The sequence below is a fragment of the Billgrantia campisalis genome (genome assembly GCF_022341425.1).
In the GTDB taxonomy this organism is placed as follows: domain Bacteria; phylum Pseudomonadota; class Gammaproteobacteria; order Pseudomonadales; family Halomonadaceae; genus Halomonas; species Halomonas campisalis.
In genome coordinates, this window is record NZ_JABFUC010000011.1 from 58,838 (window position 1) to 79,234 (window position 20,397).

A 20,397-nucleotide genomic window follows, 5' to 3' on the forward strand; every position below is an offset into this window, starting at 1 on the left:
GCCTGCCCGGGAAGGGCAGGCGCAGGGTGACGTCAAGGGATCAGGCGACGCGACGGCTCAGGGTCAGACTACCGCTGCCGAGGCCAGCCTGCACCAGCAGGACCAGGGTCCAGAAGGCGGGGAATTCCCAGCCGCCGCCGGCGTTGGAGAAGACCCAGCCGTTGCCGAGGTGGACCCAGGTGGCACCGATCAGCACCGGGACCAGGGCCAGGCTCACCGAACGGGTGTAGACGCCGAGGATCAGGGCCAGGCCGCCGCCCACTTCGGCCAGGATGGTCAGGTAGGCGAAGATGCCGGGCAGGCCCAGGGACTCGAAGTAGCCGACGGTGCCGGCCGGGGTGAAGACGAACACCTTGAGCAGGCCGTGGGCCAGGGTCATGACGCCGAGGGTGATGCGCAGCAGGGCGATGGCGTGGGGCTGCAGCTGGGTGGCTTGGGCTTGGGTCAGGGCTTGGGTGGTCATGGTCGTAATCTCCGTCGGGGTGTTGTCGGGGGAGTGTTGTGTCGTTGATGGGTGTCACTCTACCCGTGGCAAGTGCGGAGATAATCTGTATGAAATGAAAATGACTGTTGCGTTTTAAGCGACAATTACAGGCCCAGTTCGCGCTCCCAGCTGGGCGGCTCGCCCCAGGTCGCGGCCAGCCAGTCGAGGAAGCGCTCCACCTTGGCGGGCAGGTGGCGCCGGGCGGGATAGATCCCATGAATATCGAGGAAGAGCGGCGCCTCCTCGGTGAGGAGCGGCACCAGGCGACCGCTGAGCAGGCTGTCGGTGATCAGGAAGCTCGGCTGTTGGACGATGCCGAGCCCCGCCTCGGCGGCGTGGGTGAGGACATCGCCGTTGTTGCTCTCCAGGGGGCCGCGCACGGCCAGGCCGCGGCCGCCGAACTGCCAGTCGCCGCTGCCGAGGCCGGTGCGGTAGCGCAGGCACTGGTGCTTCTCCAGGTCGTCCAGGTCGCGCGGCGCGCCGTGCTTGGCCAGGTAGCCCGGGGAGGCGCACAGCAGCAGGCGGCAACGGGCCAGGCGGCGTGCCACCAGGCTGGAGTCGGGCAGGCTGCCGATGCGGATCGCCAAGTCGTAACCCTCCTCCAGCAGGTCCACCCGGCGGTCGTTGAGATCGAGGCGCACCTCGAGGGCCGGGTGCTCGACCATGAAGCGGGCCACCTGGGGGGCCAGGTGGCGGACGCCGAAGCTCATCGGGCCGTTGATGCGCAGCCGGCCACGGATCTCGCTACTGCCGCGCCCCACCTCGATCTCCGCCTCCTCGAGGGCCTGGAGGATGCCCTGGGCCCGGGCCAGGTAGCGCTCGCCGGCCTCGGTGAGGTGCAGGCGGCGGGTGGTGCGCTGCAGTAGGCGCACTCCTAGGTGCTCCTCCAGGGCCATCACCTGGCGCGACAGGCGGGTGCGGGAGAGGTCCAGGGCCTCGGCGGCGCGGGTGTAGCTGCCCAGCTCGGCGACGCGGACGAAGGCGGTAATGGCATCCAGCAGGTTCATGGTTCCTCCTCGCGCAGGGTCAATACCCCGTCGTTTCCAGGTACCCCTCGCCCAGCCCGGCGAAGCCGGTGAGCGCCCACAATGCCAGCAGTATCGCGGCGGGTGACAAACGGCTCATGGACCGGCCTCCTCGGCGAGCAGGGCGCGGGGCGGCGTGCGCCACAGGCGCAGGGCGGGCAGGGCGGTGGCCAGCAGGGCGACGCCGACCGCGGTGGCCAGGGTCAGTCCCATCTCGCCGGGGAAGAGATAGAGCGGCAGGCGCCAGCCGAAGGCGGCGACGTTGATCACCGCCACCAGCCCCAGCGCCAGGGCGATGCCCAGCGGGACCGCCAGGGCGCCGGTGGCTAGGGCCGCGGCCCCGAGCTGGGCCAGCTGCACGCGAACCAGCTGCGCTCGCGGCACGCCGAGCGCCCACAGCGGGGCGAGCTGGGCGCGGCGCTCGCGGGCCTGGGCAAGTAGACTGGCCAGCAGTGCAAGGGCCGCCACCCCCAGGGTCAGCGCGGAGAGCGCCCGGGTGATGGTGAAGGTGCGCTCGAAGATGCCGGTGGCGATGCGTTTGACCTCGCGCTGGTCCACCAGGCTGTCGCTGGCCAGGTCGAAGCGCTCGCCCAGCTCACGGGCCAGGGTGCGGTGATCGGCTCCCTCGGCGAGCACCAGGCCCAGCGACCCCGGCGGGGCATCGAAGCGGCTGGCCAGCACCTGGGTGGCGAACAGCACTTCACCCTGGGTATTGCCGTAGTCGGGATAGACGGCGGCTACGCTGACCGTTTCCTGGCCCTGGGGTGCGTCCAGCGTCAGGCGGTCGCCGGGGGCCAGGCCGTGGGCGATGGCCAGCTGTTCGTTGATAAAGGCGTCGCCGGCGCGGAAGGCGTCCCAGGCGTCGTCTCGCCCGTCGCGGGTGGCCAGCAGCGGCCAGCTGGGCCGCAGGGTCTCCCCCGGCGTGATGCCGTAGAGGCCGATGGGAAGAGCGAGCGAGGTGGAGCCGTCGGCGCGCTCGATGCCCCGCAGGGTGGTGTCGACCCGGCGGGTGGGCAGCCGCTCGGCCACCTCGGGGCGGGTCGCCAGCCAGGCGTCGATGTCGTGGTACTGGGCCGGCGGCGGGCGGAAGTAGAGGTCCGCCACCAGGCGCTGGTCCAGCCAGTCGAGGAAGGTCAGGCGAAAGCCGCCGACCATGCTGCTGACGCCCAGGTTGGCGGAGAGCGCGATCAGCAGGGCCATCATTGCCAGCGCCAGGCGCGGCAGCTGCAGCTGCAGATCGGCCAGCGCCCACCGGGCCAGCGGTCGGCGCCTGGCCAGCCGCTCCAGCCCGGCGAGCAGGACCGCCAGCAGCGGCGGTAGCCACAGCGCACTGGCCAGCAGCAGCGCGGCCACCAGGCCGAAGCCGGCGAGCAGCCCCTCGCCGGGGGGCTGGCGGGCCAGCCAGGCCCACAGGCCGAGCCCCAGCGCCGCGACCGCCATGCCGGCCAGCGTCATGCCCCTGAGCTGGCGGTGAAAGCCGGCGCGCCAGGCCTGGGCCTGGCCCAGGCCCAGCACGCTGAGCCGGGCGGCGCGCCACAGCACGCCGGCGCCGGCCAGGAAGAGCCCGCCCAGTGTCACCGCCAGTCCGCCGACCCAGTAGTGCCAGGGCAGGCTGAGCTCGGCGCCCACCCCGGCGCCGTAGAGGCTCGCCAGGGTGGCGGCCACGTCCGGCAGCAGCGCGCGGGCCAGCCACACGCCGCTGAAGATGCCGGCCAGGGCGCCGATGATCCCGAGTAGCAGCAGCTCGGCGACCAGCAGCGCGACCAGGCGGCGGCCCGACACGCCCAGGGCGCGCAGGGTGCGTAGCAGCCCCAGGCGCTGCTCCAGCGCCAGGCCCAGCGCCGCCTGGACGATGAACAGCCCCACCACCAGCGCCAGCAGCGCCATGGCGGTGAGATTGAGATGGAAGCTCTCGGTCAGTTGGCCCGGCGAGGCCAGGGTCTCGGCGCGGCTCAGCCGCAGCCCCTCGGGGGCGGTGGCCAGGGCGCCCGGCCGGGTCACCAGCCGCGACAGGGTCTCGCCGCTAGCCAGCAGGGCCGCCGCGGCGGCGATATCCATCACCAGGGTGTCGGGGGGCAGCGCCGGGGCCAGGGCGAGCGGCGGCAGGCGCTGGCCATCGGCCAGCCGCGGCGTGGCGCCTGAGGCCTCGCTTGCCCCCACGCCCAGCGCGGCCAGGGTGTCGGAAGCGAGCCGCGTCTGCCAGGGAGGCGTGAGGAAGCCAGTGAGGTCACCGGCGCTATCGGCGGCGGCAAAGGCGCTGTCGCCGGGCAGGGTCAGGGGGTCGATGCCGATCAGCGTTAGCCGGGTGCCGTCCGGGGCCTCCAGGGTGCCCTCCAGCAGCGGCGAGACCGGCAGGCCGGCGCGGCGTAGCCGCAGGTAGTCCTCGCGGGTCAGCGGCTCACCGTCGCGGCGCTCCAGGCGGTCCAGGTCGGTGGTGAACAGCGCCTCGGCGCGGGCATAGCTGTCCCGCGCCGAGGCGTTGATCGCCTGGACGCCGCTCCATAGGGCGCTGGCCACCCACAGGCCCAGCAGCAGCATGGCCAGCTGGCCCGGGTGGCGCTTGTAGTGGGAGAGCAGGGTAGCTAGGGCGGTGAGCATCAGGATAACGGATAGCCTGGGGTGATCGAGAATCGTCTCACACTCATGCCCCGACGGGGAGTCGGGCTAGTCAAGACCCAGCCACCTGGCCAGTCGCGACTGCCGGTGCCGGCTCAGGTACCAGGGCAGCAGGGCCATGACGGCGAGGATCATGACGGCCGCCGTCATGCTGAGCAGGGGGTGGAGCTCGAAGGCCTGGCCGAGGCTGGCGAAGACCAGCGTCATCGGCAGCATGCCGATCACCGAGGCCAGGGCGAAGCGCCACGCAGAGATGGCGGTCACGCCGGCGGCATAGCTGATCAGGGCGAAGGAAAAGATAGGGATCAGGCGGGTGAGCAGCACGGTGACGAACAGCAGCCGCTGCGAGCCCTGGGCACCGAACAGCGGATTGTCCCGGAAGCGTTCGCGCAGCAGGTCACGTCCCAGCAATCTGGCGAGAAAGAAGGCGATCAGTGCGCCGGCCAGGGAGCCGCTCACCGCGAGCAAGGCACCGGGCAGGATCCCGAATGCCAGCCCCGCGGCGGCGGTGATCGGCAGGGTAGGCAGGGGGCCGACCACCACCGTCATCACCATGAGCCCCAGCAGCAGCAGCGGCCCCAGCGCACCGCGGCTGTTCAGCCACTGCGACAGGGCCTCGGGCGACAGGGAGTCGGGCATCCCCAGCTGCCTCAGCACCAGCCAGACCAGGGTCATGCTCATCGCCGCGGCGATCAGGACGCTCAAACGGAAAAGCCCGTCACGCTGGGTCATGTCGCTCCCGTGATGGCGGCGTCATCTACCCGGCCATGGGACAGGCGCAGGCAGCGGTCCAGCGGGGCCGCCACCCGGGGGCTGTGGGTCACCACCAGCAGGGCGCTGCCGGTATCGCGCACCAGCGCCAGCAGCAGGGTCAGCACCTCGTCGGCGGTCTCTTCGTCCAGGTTGCCGGTGGGCTCGTCGGCGAGCAGCAGCGCCGGGCGTGGGGCCAGGGCGCGGCCGATGGCCAGGCGCTGCTGCTGGCCGCCGGAGAGCTGCTCGGGGTAGCGCCGCTCCAAGCCGGCCAGGCCCAGCCGCTCGAGCAGCTCGCTCGACCAGGCGGGGTCGTCGCGCCCGGCGAGGCGCGCCTGCAGGCGCAGGTTATCGCCTACGTTCAGGCTCGGGACCAGGTGAAACTGCTGGAACACCAGCCCCAGGGTGTCGCGGCGCAGGTGGGCGCGGGCCGGTTCGGTCAGCGCCGAGAGTGAGCGGCCGGCCAGGCACACCTCGCCGCTATCGGGCAGGTCGAGGCCGGCGGCCAGATGCAGCAGGGTCGACTTGCCGCTGCCGGATTCGCCCATCAGCGCCAGGCTCTCGCCGGGGGCCAGGCGCAGGTCGATGCCCCTGAGCACCGGCAGCGGGCCCTGGGGCGTGGCATAGGCCTTGTGGACCTGGTGAAATTGCAGCATGGCCGAGCCTTTCTCGGGAAAAGGCTCATCGTCCCACAAGCGGCCTGCCTAGGCGAAGATGCGTTCGAACTCGTCAGTAAAGTCGGAGGAAGCAGGCTCAATTCCGAGCAGGCTATGGCAAAGCTGAATCAGCTTTCGTGCCGTCTGGAACAGCAATCCGCTGAGCTCATGGAGCAGGTTGAAGTGCTCGGCGATCTCACCGTAGTCCGTGGCGTAGTCATGAGCCGCCATGTTGCGCACGGCCCGGCAGCGTTGCCAATCAGCCATGGTGTCGATGACCTCCTGCTTCTCGAAGAAGGCCAGCACCTTCAGGAAGCTGTCGGTAGGCTCGCCCATCAACAGCGCGCTGTGGCGCATGGCGGAGGCGAGCGAATCTTGTAGCTTGGCAAACCGCTCATTGATGGCGGCCAGGGTCTCGAAGAGTTCCACGTCCTTCTTGTGCTTGCCCAGCCAGCCGGCCTCGATAGGCCAGTCGATCTTGGCATCGGACTCATGGAGGAACCAGGCACAGCGCTGGATGGCCTCCAGCAGCCTGGCCAGATGGCGATGCTGCTCGGCAAGTAGATCGGCGCTCATGCGGCATCATCCAGGGGTTGGGCCTGTGAGAGGGCGATGGCCTGAAACGGGGTCGGCGGCTGGCCCTGTGTATAATTCAGGATATCCACAGGCAGGTAGAGCGCCTGCTCCAGCGCGTACTTTATCTCGGCCAGCGTCAGGCGCGGCAGCGGCTGCGTCGTGATGACCAGTATGTCGAGGTCTCCGCCGCGACGACTGTCATCCAGGCGGGAACCGAACACCCGTATCTCGGCCTCGTTACCGGCTAGGTCATGCACGATGTCGCGCAGGATCCTGGTCTGTTCATACGTCAAGCGCATTGCGAGTCGCTCCATCGATGGCAAGATGAGTCTAGCACTTGCGTGCCTGATCGGTTCCAGAGGAGGAGCAATCTTGACCGTCACGGTCTCCATGCATTTCGTCAACGAGCTGTTTCGCGGCGTGCCGGCCATGGCGGCCGAGCGGGGCGACTATCTCAAGCGCGCCGGGATCTCGCCCTTCCTGCTCGAGGCGCCCCATGGGCGGGTCACCGTGGAGCAGTTCGCCACCCTCTACCGGTTGCTGGTGATCGAGTGCGACGACGAGACACCGGGCTTCTTCGCCCGGCCGCTGCGCGGCGGCACCCTCAAGCTGCTCTGCCTGAGCCTGCTGGAGGCGCCGACCCTCAAGGTGGCGCTGCACCGCTACAAGCAGTTCTTCCGCATCCTGCTCGACGACTTCGGCTACGACTCCTCCGTGGAGGGTGACCTGGCGCGCGTCGCCCTGGTGGAGAAGCGGCCGCCGGCGGGCAGCCGCATCCTCATCCACGAGCTGATGCTCAAGCTGTTCCACGGCATCGCTTCATGGATGATCGCCCGCAAGATCCCGCCGATCCTGATCGACTGTGCCTATGCCCAGCCGGCCCACAGCGCCGACTATCGCTACTTCTATCCCGGCCGGGTGCGCTTCGACCAGGCGGAGAGCGCCCTGTACATCGACGCCGCCCTGCTGGAGGAGCCGGTCCGCCAGACCAAGCGCCACCTCGGCGACTTCCTGCAGCGGGCGCCGACGGACTGGTTCTACGTCTCCTTCGAGGACCGCCTGGTTTCGCACCGGGTGCGCGAGCACCTGGCCCGCAACCTCGCCAGCTCCGGCTCGGTGCGCGACGTGGCGGTGGCGCTGCACATGTCGGTGCGCACCCTGTCCCGGCGCTTGGCCGCCGAGGGCACCCACTTCCAGGCGGTGAAGGATGAGTTTCGCCGCGACTACGCCATCCAGGCCCTGACCCGCAGCGACCGCCCCCTGCTGGGGATCTCCGAGGCGCTGGGGTTCGAGGACCTGGCGTGCTTCAGTCGCGCCTTCAAGGCGTGGACGGGCAACTCGCCCGCCGCCTACCGGCGGGCGCTGGGCACCAGTCGGACGTAGCCCCGATCTGCCAGGAGAGCCGCGTCTCTCCGACGATCGGTCGCCTCCGGCAGGTGCCTGTCTGGCTCAGACCTCCTGGCGAATGCGCTTCTTGTCGAGCTTGCCGACGCTGGTCTTGGGGATCTCGTCGACGAAGCGGATAAAGGAGGGGATCGCCCAGCGGTTGATCTTGCCCTGCTCGACGAACCCTGTGAGGAACGCCTTGAGCGCCTCGACGTCCGGCGGGTTGTTGAGGTCGCTGGCCACGGCCAGGGCCGCGGGACGCTCTCCCCACTGGTCGTCGGGCACGCCGATCACGGCGACCTCGTCGATGCCGGGAAACTGGCCGATCAGATTCTCCAGGTCGAGTGAGGAGATCCACTCGCCGCCGGTCTTGATCACGTCCTTGATGCGGTCGCGGATCTGCAGGAAGCCGCGCTCGTCCAGGGCGGCCACGTCGCCGGTGTGCAGCCAGCCGTCCCGCCACAGCTCCTCGCTGCGGGCCTGCTCCTTGTAGTAGCCCTGGGTCAGCCAGGGGGCGCGCACCCGCACCTCGCCGACGCTCTCGCCGTCCTGGGGCAGCGGGGTGCCGGATTCGTCGACCACCTGCAGGCGCACCAGCGGCACCGCGACCCCCGCCTTGCAGCGCCACGGCAGCTGGGTCTCGAAGTCGGCCTGGTCGATATCGCGGGGCAGGATATCGGCGGTCAGCAGCGGGCAGGTCTCGGACATGCCGTAGGCGCTGCGGGTGTCGATGCCCAGCTCCCACGCCTTGCGGGCCAGCGGCTGGGTCAGGGGGCTGCCGCCCACCAGCACCTTCCAGCCGGTGAGGTCGACCCGGCCCGAGCGGATCGGCTCCGCCGCCACCACCATGTTGAGCAGCGTCGGCACGCAGTGGGAGAAGTCGACCCGCTCCTCGACCAGCAGCTTGACCAGCATCTCCGGCTCGTAGCGGCCGGGATAGACCTGAGTGGCGCCCATCAGCGTGGCGGTGTAGGGGACGCCCCAGGCGTGGACATGGAACATCGGGGTGATCGGCATGTACACCTTGTCGCGATTGAGCAGCGCGAAGCCCGGCGACTGGAAGGTGCTGGCCTCGCCCAGGGTGTGCAGCACCAGCTGGCGATGGGTGAAGAACACCCCCTTGGGGTTGCCGGTGGTGCCGGTGGTGTAGAACAGCGTGGCCACCGCGTTCTCGTCGAAGGTGGGGAAGTCGTAGTGGCCGGGCTGCTCGGCCAGCAGCGCCTCGTACTCGCCCACCAGCGGCAGGGGGCTCTCCAGCGGCCGGGGCGCATCCTGGCACAGCAGGTAGCCGCGGATACGCGGCAGCCGCTCGGCCAGCGGTTCGAGCAGCGGCACGAAGTCCTCGTGCACCAGCACGAAGTCGTCCTCGGCGTGCTCCATGGTGTAGTGGATCTGCTCCGGGGCCAGGCGCACGTTCACCGTGTGCAGCACCGCGCCGAGCATGGGCACGGCGAAGAAGGCCTCCAGGTAGCGGTGGCTGTCCCAGTCGAGCACCGCCACCACGTCGCCGGCGCGCACCCCCTGGGCGGTGAGCAGGTGGGCCAGCTGGTGGACGCGCTCGCGGAAGCGGCGGTAGCTGTGGCGGCTCAGGTCGCGGTAGACGATGGGGTTGTCGCCGGCCATGCGCACGCCGGAGTCGAGCAGGTCGCCGATCAGCAGCGGCGGGTTGGTGGCCGAAGGCGTGGCGGGCAGGACCTTGGGGGTAACGGTGTTCATGGGTGGCTCCTTGTCGTTGTTGTTCACTGGCTGACGTGCCGGGTTTCGATCATGCGCAACGTTCGATCAACAGGGCGATGCCTTGGCCCCCGCCGATGCACAGGGTGATCAGGCCGTAGCGGCCGCCGGTGCGCTCCAGCTCGGCCAGCGCCTTGATCACCAGGATGGCGCCGGTGGCGCCCACCGGATGGCCCAGGCCCACGGCGCCGCCGTTGGGGTTCAGGCGCTCGGCGGGAAAGTCCAGCGCCTGGGCCACCGCCATGGCCTGGGCGGCGAAGGCCTCGTTGGATTCGATGACGTCGATATCGCCGATGGCGAGGCCGGCCTGCTCGAGGCAGCGGGTGACCGCGGGAATCGGCCCCAGGCCCATCACGCCCGGCTCGACCCCGGCCACGGTGGCGGCGACCATGCGTGCGCGAGCCTTCAGGCCGTGGCGGGCGGCCTCGTCGGCATCGGCCAGCACCAGGCTGGCGGCGCCATCGTTGAGCCCCGAGGCGTTGCCGGCGGTGACCAGCCCGTCTTTCTGGAAGGCGGGCCTGAGCCGGGCCAGGTCCTCCAGGGTGATTGCCTCGCGCACGTGCTCGTCCTGGGCAAAGACCCGCTCGCCTTTCCCTTCGCGCACGGTGACCGGCAGGATCTGGTCGATGAAGCGCCCCTCGGCGATGGCGTGGGCGGCCTTGCGGTGGCTCTCCAGGGCGAACTGGTCGACCGCCTCGCGGGTCAGGCCGTAGCGGCTGGCGATGTTTTCGGCGGTGCAGCCCATATGGCCGCTGCCGAAGGGGTCGCTGAGGATGCCCAGCGTCAGGTCGGTGACGCCGGCGTGGCCCATGCGCAGCCCGAAGCGCGCCTGGGGCGGCAGCAGGTAGGCGCCGCGGCTCATGGACTCGGCGCCGCCGGCCAGGGCGAAGTGGCTGTCGCCCAGGGCGATCTGCTGGGCGGCGGAGATCAGCGCCTGCACGCCGGAGCCGCACAGCCGGTTGACGTTGAGCGCGGCGGCGCTGTCGGGCACCCCGGCGTCGCGGGCGATATGCCGCGCCAGGTAGGCGTCCTGGGGGCCGGTGGTGATGATATGGCCGTAGACGGCGTGGTCGATGGCCTCGGCCGCCAGCCCGCTGCGGGTGAGCGCCTCGCGGGCGGTGAGGGTGCCCATCTCATGGGGGGCGAGCCCGGCCAGGCTGCCGCCGAAGCCGCCGATGGGGGTGCGAACGCCATCGAGGATGACGACGGAGTCGAACAGCATGGGGTATCCCTCCAGTTGGATAGCCGCGCCCGGCGGATGCCGGGCGCGGTGGGGTTGTCAGGCGGAACGGCCCAGCAGCGAGCGAGCGATCACTTCGCGCATGATCTCCGAGGTGCCGGCGTAGATGGTCTGGATGCGCGCATCCAGGTAGAAGCGCGAGATCGGGTACTCGCGGGTGTAGCCGTAGCCGCCGAACAGCTGCAGGCAGGCGTCGATGGCGCGGCACTGCATCTCGCTGAGCTGCAGCTTGAGCACGGCGGCGTCGGTGGCGTTCATCTCGCCCCGGCGGTAGCGGGTCACGCACTGCTCGAAGTAGGCGCGGCCCATGTCGATCTGGGCGCGCACGTCGGCCAGGGTGAAGCGGGTGTTCTGGAAGTCGCCCACCGCCTGGCCGAAGGCGCGCCGCTCCTTGACGTAGTCCAGGGTCAGCGCCAGGGCGCCCTCCATGGCGCCCAGGGCCTGGGCCGCCACCCCCAGCCGCTCGCGGGGCAGCTCCTGCATCAGGTAGGCAAAGCCCGCCCCCGCCTCGCCGAGCAGGGCGTCCTCGGCCAGCTCGATGCCGTCGAAGAACAGCTCGGCGGTGTCGCTGGCGTGCTGGCCGATCTTCTTGATCGGCTGGCCCCGCGAGAAGCCGGGCAGCGAAGCGTCGACCAGAAACAGCGAGACGCCCTTGGCGCCGGCGGCGGGGTCGGTCTTGGCGCAGACGATCACCAGGTCGGCTACCTGGCCGTTGGTGATGAAGATCTTGCTGCCGTCGAGCCGCCAGCCGTTCTCGGTGCGCCGGGCGCGGGTCTTCATCGCCGCCAGGTCGCTGCCGGCGCCCGGCTCGGTCATGGCGATGGCGCCGACCGCCTCGCCGCGGGCCATGGCCGGCAGCCAGCGCTGCTGCTGTTGCTCGGTGGCGATATGCAGCAGGTAGGGCATGACGATGTTGGCGTGGATGTTGTAGGCGCTGGCGAGTCCTCCGAAGCCCTGGCGCGAGATCTCCTCCAGGGCCAGCTGAACGATGGCGAAGTCGGCGCCGCTGCCGCCCAGCGCCTCGGGCAGGTCGATGCCCAGCAGGCCGGCGTCGCCGAGCGTCTCCCACAGCGAGCGCGGCATCTCGCCGGCGGCTTCCCACGCCTCGTAGTGGGGTGCCACCTCCTGCTCGAGGAAGCGGCGTATCGTGTCGAGAAACAGCGGCGTCATGTCGTCTTGGGGTGTGGTCATGGTCAGCCCTTGAGCTCCTGGCGCAGGTGGCGCTTGAGAATCTTGCCGGCGGTGCTCTTGGGCAGGGCCTCGGTGAACACCACCCGCTTGGGCACCTTGTAGGGGGCCATGGTCGCCTTGGCATGGGCGATCAGCGCCTCCTCGGTCACCTCCGCGCCCGCCTTGGGCACCACCACCGCGGTGATCGCCTCGATCCACTTGTCGTCGGGCAGGCCGATGACCGCGACTTCCGAGACGGCCGTGTGGGTGAACAGCGCCTCTTCCACCTCGCGGCTGGCCACCACCACGCCGCCGGTGTTGATGACGTCCTTGATCCTGTCGACGATGTAGAGATAGCCCGCTTCATCGAAATAGCCGACGTCGCCGGAGTGGAACCAGCCGCCGACGAAGGCCTCCTCGGTCATCTCGGGCCTGTCCCAGTAGCCGGTGAGCAGCTGCGGCGAGCGGTGGACGATCTCGCCGTGCTCACCGGGCGCCACGTCGTTCATCTCGGCGTCGACGATGCGGGTCTCCACGGTGAGGATGGGCCGGCCGGCCGAGGCGGGGCGTGCGTCGTGCTCCTCGGGGCGCAGCACCGTGGCCAGCGGTGCGATCTCGCTCTGGCCGTAGCAGTTGTAGAGCCCCACCCCGGGGATGCGTCGGCGCAGCTCCTCCAGCACCGGCACCGGCATGATGGAGGCGCCGTAGTAGGCCTTCTTCAGGGCCGTGAGGTCGTGCTTGTCGAAGTCGGGGTGGCGCAGCAGGCCGATCCACACCGTGGGGGGCGCGAAGAAGGAGGCAATCCCCTGGCGGCTGATCTGGGCCAGGCAGTCGTCAGGCAGCGGCGCCTCGCGCAGGTGCACCGGCGCGCCGAGCAGCAGCGCCGGCATCAGGAAGACGTGCATCTGCGCGGAGTGGTAGAGCGGCAGGGCGGCGAGCATTGGCTCGTCGCCCTTGATGTCGAGCTCCACCATGCAGGCCAGGTACTCGGCGAGCAGCGCCTGGTGGGTCATCATCGCCGCCTTGGGGGCGGCGGTGGTGCCGGAGGTGTAGAGCAGCTGGGCGAGGCTCGCGCCGTCGATATCGACGCTCGGCTCGCCGTCGGCGTGTTCTTGATCGAGCGCCACCCGCAGGGCATCGAAGCCTTCCCGCCCTTCGGCATGCAGGGTGCCGGCGAGCGTCAGGTCGAGCCCCGTGGTGGCCGCGGCCACGTTGTCGGCCAGGCTGAGGTCGCTGAGCAGCCCGCTGGCGCCGGACTGCTCGAGGATGTAGCGCAGCTCGTCGGCGCTCAGGGCGAAGTTCACCGGCACATGCACCAGGCCGGCGCGGGTGGCGGCCAGCCAGGCGATCACGTAGGCGTCGGAGTTCTTGCCGTACACCGCCAGGCGATCGCCGGGGGCCAGGCCCGATGCCAGCAGGGCGTTGGCGACCCGGTTCACCGCCCGGTCGAGCTCGGCATAGCGCCACTGGCGGTCGTTGAAGGCGAGCGCCAGGCGGTCGCCATGTTTGCGGGCGCTGCGGGCGAGGGCGGCGCCGATGGTGTTCTGCTGGATGCGTGATGGGGGTGTCGTTGTCATGTTCATCGCTTGCTGGACCTCTCAGGCATCGTGGATCGCGGCGAAACGGCGCCTTGGCGCCTGCCCCGGGCGTCCGCCGGGGGCAGGGCTGGCTCATCGGGGCAGAGCACCCAGAGCAGGGAGGCGCTGACAGGCGCGGATGAGCGAGGGCGTGAATGGCTCATGTCACGTCTCTTGTCGCGGCGTTCAGGCACCGTTGTTGACCAGGTGGCACTGGCTCTCGGAAAGCGGCCGGAAGGCCTCCTCGGCGGGGATGGTGCGCACGATGCGGAAGAGATCGTCCTCGTCCGCGGCTTCGTCCGGCGACTTCACTTCGACCAGGTACATGTCGTGCACCATGCGGCCGTCTTCGCGGATATAGCCGCCCGTGGCGAAGATGTCGTTGATCGGCGTCTCCATCATCTGCCGGCGAACCGCCTGGGCCTCGTCGGTGCCGATGGCGTCGATGGCCTGCAGGTAGTGCAGGGTGCTGGAGTAGAGCCCGGCGTGAACCATGGTGGGCATGCTGCCGGTGCGCTCGCGGAAGCGCTCGGCCCACTCGCGCGCCTCGTCGTTGAGGTCGTAGTACCACGCCTTGGTGAACTGCAGGCCCTGGGCGGCCTCCAGGCCGATGCTGCGGATGTCGGTGCTGAACAGCACCATGCCCGCGAGTATCTGGCCCGCCTGGGTGATACCGAACTCACCGGCGGTGGTGATGGCGTTGATGGTGTCGCCGCCGGCGTTGTTGAGCGCGATGACGTCGGCGCCGGAGGCCTGGGCTTGGAGCATGAACGACGAGAAATCGTTGCTGGGGAAGGGGTGGCGGGCCCGGCCGACGATAGTGCCGCCGTTCTCGGTGACCACGCGCTCCACGTCGCTCTCCAGGGCGTGGCCGAAGGAGTAGTCGGCGCTGAGCAGGTACCAGTTGGGGTTGCCTTCCTGGGTGATCGCCTTGGCGGTGCCGTTGGACATGGCCCAGGTGTCGTAGACCCAGTGGATATGATTGGGCGAGCAGCTCTCGTTGGTCACGCCGGAAGACACGGCGCCGTTGACCAGGCCCAGGCGGTTCTCCTCTTCCAGCAGGCGCACGGCGGCCAGGGTCACCGAGGAGGCGACCAGGCCGGTGACCATGTCGACGTTGCGCTCGTCGATCCACTCGCGAACGATGCTGGAGCCCACGTCGGCGCTGTTGCGGTCGTCGGCGCTGAAGACCACGATCTCGGCGCCCGCCACGCTGCCGCCCACGTCCTCGATGGCCATCTCGATGGCATCCATCCCGATCGGGCCGATCGGGTCGCGGTAGACGCCGGACATGTCGGCCAGATAGCCGATGCGGATCTCGTTGTCGGTGATCTCGGTGGCGCCGGCCTGGCCGGCGAACATGATGGAGGCGGCGAGGGCGCCTAGAGCGAACTGGCGAGGTGTGTACATGCGTTTGGCCTTTGCTTGTTGTTGTGAACGGGCAGCTCAACGCTGCCGGATTCATGGTAGGAGCAAAGGCCGCGGCGGGGTTTACCCATCCGGCCACAGTTTTTGCATTTCGTGCCAATTTTGTGGCGCTGGGATGTGAACTAAGACCTTGGTGTTAGCCGGCGAGCGGGCCCCATTGAGCGGTGTTTAGGTGTTTTTCTTTTTTATACAGATGCTTAAGGAAAGAGCGACAATGCCGGACGGCATCGGGGAGGTGGGCGGCGGGACAGATGATGCCAGACCGTGAGGTGTTGTCGGTGGCGTGAGCGGGGCAGATAAAAGCGGGGGCACCCGAAGGTGCCCCCGCCGCTCGGCTCAGTGGGCGAGTGCCCGTGAGACTGGCTCAGTGGCTGTGGTCGTGCCCGTGATCGTGATCGTGATCGTGCCCGTGATCGTGGCCGTGGTCATGCCCATGGTCATGATCGTCATGGCCGGGTTCGGCCAGGGCGTCATGCAGGGTCTGGGCGTTGTGGCGCATCATGCCCAGGTAGGTGCTGGCGTCGCCTTCGGCGGCCAGGGCGTCGGCGTAGAGGGTGCCGGCGATGGGCAGGTTGGTCTCCTCGGCGAGCTGGATGATGATGGCCGGGCTGGTCATGTTCTCGTGGAAGAGCGCCCGGACATTCTGCTCGCGGATCACGTCGATCAGTCGCGCCATGTCGGCGGCGCTGGGCTCTGCCTCGGTGGAGAGCCCCACCGGCGACAGGAAGTTCAGCCCGTAGGCGTTGGCGAAGTAGCCAAAGGAGTCGTGGCCGGTGATCACGCTGGTGGAGGCGGGGATTTCGCCGATCAGACGACGCATCTCTTCGTCCATGGCCTGCATATCGGCGATGTAGCGCTCGGCGTTCTCGCGATAGGCGGCTTCATTGTCCGGGTCGGCCTCGATCAGCCCCTCCAGGATATTGCCGGCATAGACCTGCCCCATGGCGAGATCCTGCCAGGCATGGGGGTCGTAGTCGCCGTGCTCATGGTCATGGTCGTGAGCGTGATCGTCATGCCCGTGGTCATCGTGGTCGTGCTCATGGCCATGGTCATGATCGTGCCCATGATCGTCGTGGTCGTCATGCCCATGGTCGTGGTCATGATCGTGGCCGTGATCGTCGTGGTCGTCATGCCCGTGGTCGTGGTCATGATCGTGCCCATGATCGTCGTGGTCGTCATGCCCGTGGTCGTGGTCATGATCGTGGCCGTGATCGTCGTGGTCGTCATGTCCATGATCGTTGCCGTGATACTCGAGCCGATCGATGCTGTCGGTGGCGGTGACCAGCGGGCCGGCGTAGTCGCTGGAGTCGATCAATCGCTCCATCCAGCCCTCGAACAGCAGGCCGTTGAACACCACCAGGTCGGCATCGGCGAGTGCCCGGGCGTCACGGGGCGTGGGGGAGTAGACATGGGCGTCGCTGTCGGGGCCGACCAGCGAGGTCACCTCGACGTGCTCGCCGCCAATGTTCTCGACCATATCGGCCAGGATGCTGAAGCTGGTCACCACCTGGACGCGTTCCGCGGCCATGGCGGCGGGCAGGGCCAGCATGGCCGTGGTGCCGATCACCAGGGCGGAGGGCTTGAGGGTGCGCATTCGATGTCTCCTTCGTGGGTTTGTCAGAGGTCAAGTTGGTCAGTGCGGCTCGGGCGCCCCCAGCGGTGCCGCCCGCCGACGCAGGCGGGCGGTCAGGCTATGGTGGCGGCCGAACAGGGCGGAAAGGATGTAGCCCACCCCGGCCAGCAGGATGATCGCCGGCCCGGAGGGGATGCTGAGGTGGTAGGAGAGCAGCAGCCCGCCGGTGCTGGCGACCATGGCCAGGGCGATGGCCACGCCGATCAGCCCCTCCAGGCGCTTGCTCCAGAAACGTGCCGCGGTGGCCGGCAGCATCATCAGGCCCACCGCCATCAGCGTGCCCAGGGTCTGGAAGCCGGCGGTCAGGTTGAGCACCACCAGCCCCAGGAAGACCCCGTGAACCAGGCTGCCGCGCACGCCCTGGCCGCGCAGGAACAGCGGGTCGAGGCACTCCACCACCAGGGCGCGGAAGATCACCGCCAGGGTCACCACGATCAGGCTGCTGATGGCGGCGATCAGCAGCAGCGCGGTGCTGTTGACCGCCAGGATCGAGCCGAACAGCACATGGGTCAGGTCGACGCTGCTGCCGCCCAGCGAGATGATCATCACCCCGGCGGCCAGCGAGATCAGGAAGAAGCTGGCCATGGCGGCGTCCTCCCGCTGGCCGGACATCTGCGACACGCTGCCGGCCAGCACGGCCACCAGCAGGCCCGATAGCACGCCGCCGAGGCTCATGGCGGGTAGCGAGAAACCGGCGAGCAGAAAGCCCAGCGCCACGCCGGGCAGGATGGCGTGGGCCATGGCGTCGCCGATCAGGCTCATGCCGCGCAGCACCAGAAACACCCCCATGGGCGGTGCCGCCAGGGAGAGCGCCAGGCCGGCCACCATGGCGCGGCGCATGAAGCCATAGTCGAAGGGGGCGATCAGCCACTCGTGGAGCGATGCGAACAAGGTGGCTAGCATGCGGCCACTCCCGGGAGCTTCAGCGGGCTGGTGAGCTCGATCAGCTCGGCCGCGGACATCTCGCGGAAGGCGGCCGCCGTGGTCCAGTGGGCGTGGCCGCCGGCCAGCACCACCACCTCGTCGGCGAGGCGCGTGAGCTGCTCCATGTCGTGGAGCACCACCAGCAGGGTGGCGCCGGCATCGGCCATGTCGCGCAGCACCTCGATCAGCACCTCCACGGTCTCGGCATCCACGTTGGCGAAGGGCTCGTCGAGCAGCAGCAGCTCAGCCTCCTGCATCAGGGTGCGGCCGATCAGCGCCCGCTGGCGCTGGCCGCCCGACAGCTCGCCCAGGGGGCGGTGGGCCAGATGGGAGATGCCCAGGCGCGCCATGATCTCGCGGCCGCGGCGGTAGTGGGCAGCGCAGTAGCCCTTCAGGGCGCCGTGGCTGGGCCAGGTGCCGATCATGATCAGCTCTTCCACGCTCATCGGGAAGCTGAGGTCCAGCGCCAGCTGCTGGGGCAGCCAGGCGCGCCGCGACTTGGGAATCGTGCAGGCGATGCGGCCGGCCACCGGCTTGAGGGTGCCGGTGATGCCCTGGATCAGGGTGCTCTTGCCGGCGCCGTTGGCGCCGACCAGGGCGGTGATGGCGCCGTCGGCGAACTGGCCGTCCACATGCTGCAGCACGGTGCGGTGGCCCTGGGCCAGCTGCAGGTCGTGGAGGGCCAGGCGGGCGGGCTGGGGCTCCGGCATCACTGCCACCACCCGGCGGCCCAGCCGACCGTCAGCCACAGCAGCGACAGGGGCGCGGCCACCAGCAGCAGGCGGCGCCCGGCGGAAAGCGACAGCAGCGAAAAGTGGCACGGCCCTTCCTGGCGGTGCCGGTGCGAGTGTGTGCGGTGTGCCATGAGCGGACCCTCGCGTGAGACAAATGAAGATATAACATAACAAAAAGCCCGTCATCCAGCGCTGTGATGGCTGTGTCGGTCAGGATGGCGGGCGGGCAGTATCCCGCATTCAGCAAAAAATGGAACCTTTGGCGTCAGTGGCCGTGTGCCGTGTCGGTGGCGGGCATGCGCCAGCGCGTGATCAAGCCGTGGTGGGGGCCGGCCACCAGGGAGATCACATAGCCGACACCGGTCAGCAGAATGATGGTGGGGCCGGAGGGTAAACCGGCGTGATAGGAGACCAGCAGCCCGGCCAGGCTGGCGGCCAGGGCGCCGCCGATGGCCATGGCGATCATGCTCTCCAGGCGCTGGCTCCAGAACCGGGCCGCCGCCGCCGGCAACAGCATCAGCCCGGCCGCCATCAGCGTGCCCAGGGTCTGGAAGCCGACAACCAGGCTCAGCACGACCAGGGTCATGAACAGGCCGTGTGTCCAGCCGGCGTGTCGGCCCTGGAGGGTCAGAAACACAGGGTCGAGACACTCCACGACCAGGGCGCGGAAGGTCATCGCCAGTGCGATCAGTATCAGGCTGGCGGTGGCGGCCACCAGCAGCAGGGTGTTGCGGTTCACGGTGAGGATCGAGCCGAACAGGACATGGCCCAGGTCGAGCGGTGAGCCGGCCAGGGTAATCACCATGACCCCGGTGGCCATGGCCACCAGGAACAGGCTGGCCATGGCGGCATCCTCCTTGAGGCCGCTGATCAGCGAGATGCTGCTGGCGATGCCCACCGTCGCCAGGCCGGCGACCAGCCCGCCCAGCATCATCAGCGGCAGGGAGAAACCCGCCAGCAGGAAGCTGACGGCCACGCCGGGGAGAATCGCGTGGGAGAGCGCCTCACCCATCAGGCTCATGCCGCGCAGCGTCAGCAGCACGCCAATGATCGGCGCCGTCAGCGACAGCGCCACACAGGCGGCGAGCGCCCGGCGCATGAAGGCATAGTCGAAGGGGGAGGTCAGCCACCAGAGCAGGGTGTCGAGCATTGCTGGGGTTCCGTTCAATAAGTTATGTTATAACATAACTTATTGGGGGCTCCTCAGGCCATCCTTCCTGCTTGACGGCGACTGCCGTAGCGGCCACTTTGAGAGTGAGCGAGGCCAAGCTGGCCCATCGACCAAGCACTGGGACGAACGTCGCAAGGAGGCGCTATCGACTGGGGAGGACACCATGAGTTGCCAAAAACACCCCCACCATGATCATGAGCATGGCCCCGGCTGTGGCCATACGGCCATTGAGCATAAGGGCCACACCGACTACCTGCATGATGGCCATCTGCATCACCCCCATGAAGACCATGTGGATGAGCATGTGATCGAGGTATCCGACACCAATCCCGACCACTGCACGCCGTCACACCAGTGTGCGGGACACGACCCGGGGCATGTGCATGGCCCCGGCTGCGGGCATGAGCCGGTGCCCCATGGCGATCATGTCGACTATCTGGTCGACGGCCACCTGCACCATCCCCATGGCGATCACTGCGACGACCATGGCCCGGTCAAGGTGGTGAGCTGACCCCTCGCTCGCGGCTCTCGGGCCGTCGCAGCATACCCGTGCCGTGCCCCTTGCGCGGCACGGGCCTGTGCGTTTGCGTCTCTACGACAGTCAATAGCGCAGCGTGACCCCCAGTTGGTTGGGGGCGACCAGCAGCGCGTACTCGCCTTCGAGGTGAAGCTCGCCCAGCGACAGCCTGGCCGGCTGGAAGCGGTTGATCGCCGCCGTGGCCTGGCGCGGCTGGGTCTGCAGCTGCAGCTCGCTGACCAGCATGCCGGTGGCGAAGTTGATCGCACCGTCGCGCCCGCGGCCGTCGCCCACGCCGATCAGCAGCCCCGCCGCGGTGTTGACGGCCAGTGAGCCGAGCCGGGCCTCGAGGCTGCGGCGCTGGCGCTCCTCCTCGGCGACCGCCTGCATCAGCCGGCGGGCACCCTCGATATCCCCTTCGCCGTCGCGCAGCTCGCGGCGCGCCCCTGGGTGCGGCTGGCGGTCGAGGAACATGCCCCCCAGCGCCAGCGCCGATTTCACCACGCCCACGCGGGCATCATAGCGGGTGTCGCGGCTGTCCGACTCGCTGGCCTGATAGGCATTCAGCGCCAGGCTGCCGGCGTAGATGCCCGTCCAGCTTGCCTGCCAGACGTTGGCCTGGCGCGCGCCGCGCTCCAGGGCGCTCTGGTAGGCCTCGAATTCCGGCTGGGCCGACTGGGCGACGGCAGAGGGCGCCGCGGTGCACAGCAGCAGGGCGAGCAGGAGGGCAAGCGGGCGAGGCGATATCATGGGCGGCTCCGGAAACGGTCGAGTGA

General features: G+C 69.2%; 20 protein-coding genes. 2 read left to right on the forward strand and 18 right to left on the reverse strand.

What is annotated here, in order from left to right; translation table 11 throughout:
* Positions 1-40 precede the first annotated feature (40 nt).
* The 7 genes from HOP52_RS13785 to HOP52_RS13815 form a co-directional block, all read right to left on the reverse strand.
* Positions 41-463, reverse strand: a complete 423-nt coding sequence (locus tag HOP52_RS13785) for a DoxX family protein (protein ID WP_238977975.1) — start codon at positions 461-463, stop codon at positions 41-43.
* Positions 464-588: 125 nt separating this feature from the next.
* Positions 589-1,491: a LysR family transcriptional regulator gene (locus HOP52_RS13790; RefSeq protein WP_238977976.1), complete on the reverse strand. Its 903-nt coding sequence runs from the start codon at positions 1,489-1,491 to the stop codon at positions 589-591.
* A gap of 114 nt (positions 1,492-1,605) precedes the next feature.
* Entirely contained in the window at positions 1,606-4,107 is a 2,502-nt protein-coding gene (locus HOP52_RS13795; RefSeq protein WP_238977977.1) for an FtsX-like permease family protein, read from the reverse strand.
* A gap of 66 nt (positions 4,108-4,173) precedes the next feature.
* Positions 4,174-4,857, reverse strand: coding sequence for a TVP38/TMEM64 family protein (locus HOP52_RS13800; RefSeq protein ID WP_238977978.1), 684 nt, complete (start codon positions 4,855-4,857; stop codon positions 4,174-4,176).
* Positions 4,854-5,531, reverse strand: a complete 678-nt coding sequence (locus tag HOP52_RS13805) for an ABC transporter ATP-binding protein (RefSeq protein ID WP_238977979.1) — start codon at positions 5,529-5,531, stop codon at positions 4,854-4,856. Before HOP52_RS13805 ends, HOP52_RS13800 begins: the two co-directional genes overlap by 4 nt.
* Before the next feature lie 48 nt (positions 5,532-5,579).
* The gene (locus HOP52_RS13810) at positions 5,580-6,107 is read right to left on the reverse strand and encodes a hypothetical protein (RefSeq protein ID WP_238977980.1); all 528 of its coding nucleotides are present in this window, start codon (positions 6,105-6,107) and stop codon (positions 5,580-5,582) included.
* Positions 6,104-6,406, reverse strand: a complete 303-nt coding sequence (locus HOP52_RS13815; protein ID WP_238977981.1) for a nucleotidyltransferase family protein — start codon at positions 6,404-6,406, stop codon at positions 6,104-6,106. Before HOP52_RS13815 ends, HOP52_RS13810 begins: the two co-directional genes overlap by 4 nt.
* A 73-nt stretch (positions 6,407-6,479) precedes the next feature.
* Here HOP52_RS13815 and HOP52_RS13820 point away from each other — a divergent pair, with 73 nt between their 5' ends.
* Positions 6,480-7,490, forward strand: coding sequence for an AraC family transcriptional regulator (locus HOP52_RS13820; RefSeq protein ID WP_238977982.1), 1,011 nt, complete (start codon positions 6,480-6,482; stop codon positions 7,488-7,490).
* Positions 7,491-7,556: 66 nt separating this feature from the next.
* Here HOP52_RS13820 and HOP52_RS13825 read toward each other — a convergent pair whose 3' ends face one another.
* The 10 genes from HOP52_RS13825 to HOP52_RS13870 all read right to left on the reverse strand — a co-directional run bounded on the left by HOP52_RS13825 (position 7,557) and on the right by HOP52_RS13870 (position 19,083).
* Positions 7,557-9,209, reverse strand: coding sequence for a fatty acid--CoA ligase (locus HOP52_RS13825; RefSeq protein WP_238977983.1), 1,653 nt, complete (start codon positions 9,207-9,209; stop codon positions 7,557-7,559).
* A gap of 49 nt (positions 9,210-9,258) precedes the next feature.
* Positions 9,259-10,449, reverse strand: coding sequence for a beta-ketothiolase BktB (gene bktB, locus HOP52_RS13830; protein ID WP_238977984.1), 1,191 nt, complete (start codon positions 10,447-10,449; stop codon positions 9,259-9,261).
* A 57-nt stretch (positions 10,450-10,506) separates the two neighbouring features.
* Positions 10,507-11,658 carry an acyl-CoA dehydrogenase family protein gene (locus tag HOP52_RS13835; protein ID WP_238977985.1) on the reverse strand — a complete coding sequence of 384 codons (1,152 nt, stop codon included), beginning with the start codon at positions 11,656-11,658 and terminating at the stop codon, positions 10,507-10,509.
* Between the two features lie 2 nt (positions 11,659-11,660).
* On the reverse strand, positions 11,661-13,220 hold the full coding sequence (locus HOP52_RS13840; RefSeq protein WP_422677717.1) for an acyl-CoA synthetase: 1,560 nt from the start codon (positions 13,218-13,220) through the stop codon (positions 11,661-11,663).
* 180 nt (positions 13,221-13,400) lie between these two features.
* Complete coding sequence (locus tag HOP52_RS13845) at positions 13,401-14,624, reverse strand: ABC transporter substrate-binding protein (protein WP_422677718.1); 1,224 nt, start codon at positions 14,622-14,624, stop codon at positions 13,401-13,403.
* Positions 14,625-15,006: 382 nt separating this feature from the next.
* Positions 15,007-16,236, reverse strand: coding sequence for a metal ABC transporter solute-binding protein, Zn/Mn family (locus HOP52_RS13850; RefSeq protein ID WP_238977987.1), 1,230 nt, complete (start codon positions 16,234-16,236; stop codon positions 15,007-15,009).
* A gap of 39 nt (positions 16,237-16,275) precedes the next feature.
* The gene (locus HOP52_RS13855; RefSeq protein WP_422677719.1) at positions 16,276-17,178 is read right to left on the reverse strand and encodes a metal ABC transporter permease; all 903 of its coding nucleotides are present in this window, start codon (positions 17,176-17,178) and stop codon (positions 16,276-16,278) included.
* Entirely contained in the window at positions 17,172-17,909 is a 738-nt protein-coding gene (locus HOP52_RS13860; RefSeq protein ID WP_238977988.1) for a metal ABC transporter ATP-binding protein, read from the reverse strand. Before HOP52_RS13860 ends, HOP52_RS13855 begins: the two co-directional genes overlap by 7 nt.
* Positions 17,909-18,064: a hypothetical protein gene (locus HOP52_RS13865; RefSeq protein ID WP_238977989.1), complete on the reverse strand. Its 156-nt coding sequence runs from the start codon at positions 18,062-18,064 to the stop codon at positions 17,909-17,911. Before HOP52_RS13865 ends, HOP52_RS13860 begins: the two co-directional genes overlap by 1 nt.
* Positions 18,065-18,198: 134 nt before the next feature.
* Positions 18,199-19,083 (reverse strand): metal ABC transporter permease, encoded by an 885-nt coding sequence (locus tag HOP52_RS13870; RefSeq protein WP_238977990.1) that lies wholly within the window; start codon positions 19,081-19,083, stop codon positions 18,199-18,201.
* 184 nt (positions 19,084-19,267) lie between these two features.
* Here HOP52_RS13870 and HOP52_RS13875 point away from each other — a divergent pair, with 184 nt between their 5' ends.
* Positions 19,268-19,615 carry a hypothetical protein gene (locus HOP52_RS13875; RefSeq protein ID WP_238977991.1) on the forward strand — a complete coding sequence of 116 codons (348 nt, stop codon included), beginning with the start codon at positions 19,268-19,270 and terminating at the stop codon, positions 19,613-19,615.
* Positions 19,616-19,705: 90 nt separating this feature from the next.
* Here the strand turns inward: HOP52_RS13875 and HOP52_RS13880 are convergent, their stop codons facing one another.
* Positions 19,706-20,371 carry a hypothetical protein gene (locus HOP52_RS13880; protein WP_238977992.1) on the reverse strand — a complete coding sequence of 222 codons (666 nt, stop codon included), beginning with the start codon at positions 20,369-20,371 and terminating at the stop codon, positions 19,706-19,708.
* Positions 20,372-20,397 lie beyond the last annotated feature (26 nt).